3 protein-coding genes are annotated in these 3,224 nt (G+C 75.7%); 1 reads left to right on the plus strand and 2 read right to left on the minus strand.

Annotation, left to right across the window (positions count from 1 at the left end; translation table 11 throughout):
* Nucleotides 1–84: 84 nt before the first annotated feature.
* Together EBH09_RS32610 and EBH09_RS32615 are read right to left on the minus strand one after the other, a co-directional pair.
* Nucleotides 85–1,011 (minus strand): DMT family transporter, encoded by a 927-nt coding sequence (locus EBH09_RS32610; protein ID WP_121750436.1) that lies wholly within the window; start codon nucleotides 1,009–1,011, stop codon nucleotides 85–87.
* A 27-nt stretch (nucleotides 1,012–1,038) separates the two neighbouring features.
* Nucleotides 1,039–1,893 (minus strand): SDR family NAD(P)-dependent oxidoreductase, encoded by an 855-nt coding sequence (locus tag EBH09_RS32615; RefSeq protein WP_193776651.1) that lies wholly within the window; start codon nucleotides 1,891–1,893, stop codon nucleotides 1,039–1,041.
* A 253-nt stretch (nucleotides 1,894–2,146) separates the two neighbouring features.
* Between EBH09_RS32615 and EBH09_RS32620 the strand changes: the two genes are divergently transcribed.
* A partial coding sequence (locus tag EBH09_RS32620; RefSeq protein WP_121751117.1) for a galactosyldiacylglycerol synthase occupies nucleotides 2,147–3,224 on the plus strand: 1,078 nt, incomplete at its 3' end.

Raw genomic sequence — 3,224 nt, forward strand, 5'->3', positions numbered from 1 at the left:
CGCCGCCGGTCCGGCATGGAACCCTTCACGCATCCGTGTGTCTCCCGTGTCTCCCGCCCCGCTCCGCGGTTCCGCGCAGCTCGGTCATGACCCCCGCTGTTCCTGTTCCCGCCTGCCCGACTCCGGCCCGTCCCGTGCCGCCGGCGCCGTGTCCCACGCGCCGTGGACCGACGGCGCGCGGGCCAGCCCGACACTGCCGAGCCCGATCAACGCCACGCCGATCAGCTCCGGCAGCACCCTCACCCCGAGTGCGATCTGTTCGCCGAACAGTGCCCAGCCCAGGGCGACGCTGGTCAGCGCGTCGCCGAGGGTCAGTGCCGGTTGCGAAGCCGCGAGCGTCCCCGCCCGCAACGCGCTCTGCAACAGCAGGAAGCTGATCACCCCGACCACCGCCATGGCGTACGGCGGCCACTGGGTCAGAACGGCGCCCACCCCCTGGGGGAGCCTCCCGGTGACCTCCTTCAGCAGCCCCGCCGTACCGCCGAACGCCACCGCGGACGCCGACCCGAACAGCGCGGCGCGGGGCGCGCCCCTGACCAGGCTGCCGGCCGACGCGAAGGCCGTCACCACGACGAACAGCGCCAGACCGGCCCAGCCCCACCGGCCGGGAGTCGCGGTGTCATGGCCGGCCGACGGCGCGGCGGCGCCCAGGAACAGCGCGAGCCCCACCGCCAGGGCCACGAAGGCCAGCCAGGTCCGCAGGTCGGGACGCCGGTGGAAGACCACGCTCCCGACCATCAGGGTGAACAGCAGCTCAGTGGCCATCAGCGGCTGGACCACGGCCAGGCTCCCCACCGCCAGCGCGGCCCCCTGCAGCACCGTCGTCAGGGCGAGCAGCGCCGCGCCGGCCACCCAGTACGGGTCGCGCACCAGCCGCAGCAGCGAGCGCACCACCGTGTGGACGGCGCCCGCCCGCTCCTCGTCCTGGGCCGCGGCCCGGCGCTGCAGTACCGACGCCGCCGCGTTGGACAGCGCCGCGAACAGGGCCAGTACGACGGTGAGGACACTCACCGCCGCGCGCTCCCGCTCATCCCGATCTCATCCGAACCGTGCGGCCAGCCGTCGGTACAGCCCCGGAGCCGCGCCCCGCACCCGGCACGGCAGCCGCAGCCAGCCGGGCACGTAGACCTCGTCCCGGCCCCGCGTCACCGCAGTCCGTACCGCGTCGGCCACGCGCTCGGCGGGCACCGGACGCGGCCTGGACCGGAGGTAGGGAGCGCCCCGGCGCTCGAAGAACGGTGTGTCGACGACACCGGGTACCACGTGCGTGACCCCCACGCCGGTTCCCCGCAACTCGTAGCGCAGGGCGTCCGCGAAGGCGCCGACCGCGGCCTTGGCGGCCGAGTACACGGCCTCGTCGCGCACGGCCACGCTCCCCGCCAGCGATCCGACGAGGACCACCCGCCCCGCGCCGGCCGCCACCATGCCCGGCAGCACCAGTCGCACCAGCCGCAGTGTGGCCAGCACGTTGATGTCGAGCACCTCGTCGATGGTGTGCGGGGGCATGTCCAGGAACTCCCCGGCCCAGCCGACCCCGGCACCTGCCACCAGAAGGTCCACCGGACCCACGGTGGCCAGCGTGAAGTCGGCGAGCTGCCGGTCGGCGCCCGGCATGGTGAGGTCCGCGGCGAAGGCGGTGGCCGCGGTGTCCTCGGCGACCTCGCGCAGCCGGGACGGATCGCGTCCGCTGAGCACCAGCCGCCAGCCGCCCTCGTCACTCAGCCGTCGGGCCAGGGCGGCGCCGATGCCCGAGGACGCGCCCGTCACGAGTGCCGTGCGCGTCCGCGTGCTCCGGGCACCGACGGGCTCACGCCGGGTCCTGGCGTGGTCCGCGCCGGGCGCGACGACCTGCGGGCCGGGGGCGGACCGGGGGCGGGAGAACGCATGGACCATGGAGACCACCTTGGCTCGGGGCGGACACCGGGGAGAGACCGACCGGACGGTCGGGCTCCGGCGTTCGGCCGGACGGGCGGTCACGGAGTATCCCTGGCGGAACGCCCGAAACGCCCGTGTGTGTTGTGGTTTGGGAGTGACTGGACGGGCAACTTGGACCGCCGTGCGTCCTCGCAGCTCAGCAACGTCCCGCCGGCCCGTGACCAGGTCCACTCCCGGGGACGGCAGACGTCTGCTGGTGGTCAGCGCGAGTATGGGCGCCGGGCACGACACGGTTGCCGCCGAACTCGTCCGCCGAGCCCGGGAGCGCGGTGACGACGCCCTGGTCGTCGACGTCCTCGCGCTGCTGCCGTACGGGCTGGGCAGCGCGCTGCGGCACTTCTACCGCGGCTCGGTGCGCCACTTCCCGTGGGCGTACGCCGCCCTGTACCGCCTGTTCCTGCGCCCCGGCGCCGGTCGCCGCCCCGGCGGCACGCCCCTGGCCCGGCTCGCCGGGGGCCGGCTGCGCGAGCTGGCCGAGAGCTCGGACGCGGACGTGGTCGTCCCCGTCTTCCATCTCGGCGCCCAGCTGACCGGCCATCTCCGCGCACGCGGACTGCTGCCGGTGCCCAGCGTCGTCCTCGTGATCGACTTCGCCGTTCACCGCCAGTGGCTCCATCCCGGCAACGACCACCACCTGTGCCTCACGGAGCAAGCGGCGCGCGAGGTGCGGGAGAGCACCGGCGCGCCCGCGTGGACCTGCGGCCCGGTGGTGGCTCCGGAATTCTTCGCCGACGCGCCCGACGCGCCCGACGCGCCCGACGCGCCCGACGCGCCCGACGCGCCCGACGCGCCCGACGCGCCCGACGCGCCCGACGCGCCCGACGCGCCAGGAGCGGCCGGGTGGCGGGGGCTGTTCGACCGTCTCGGTCCCGGGCGGCCCCCCGTGGTGCTGTCCGCGGGTGCCTGGGGAGTGGGCTCGCACCTGGACGTCACAGTCCGGCTCCTGACGGCCCACGGCTTCCTGCCCGTCGTTCTCTGCGCCGGCAACGAACGACTGCGCCGTGCCCTGTCCGGCACACCGGGTGTGGTCGCGCTGGGCTGGGTGACGGACATGCCCGGCCTGCTGCACGCCGCCCGCGCCCTGGTCGACAACGCCGCCGGCCAGACCGCCGTACAGGCGCTGGCCGCCGGGCTGCCGGTCGTGGGATACCGCCCGATACCGGGACACGGCGCGGACGGTGTCCGGCGGATGGCCGCGCTGGGCGTGTCGGACGTCGCCGAGGACGCGGCCGGGCTGCTCGGCGCACTGCGGCGACTCACTGCCCCGGGGCCGGCCCGGCGGGAGCGGA

This window comes from Streptomyces sp. E2N166 (genome assembly GCF_003671715.1).
Taxonomy (GTDB): Bacteria; Actinomycetota; Actinomycetes; order Streptomycetales; family Streptomycetaceae; genus Streptomyces; species Streptomyces thinghirensis.

Bases quoted from the DNA above. Each gene is read 5' to 3' on its own strand.
- EBH09_RS32615 (WP_193776651.1), bottom strand. From the start codon at position 1,893: ATGGTCCATGCGTTCTCCCGCCCCCGGTCCGCCCCCGGCCCGCAGGTC.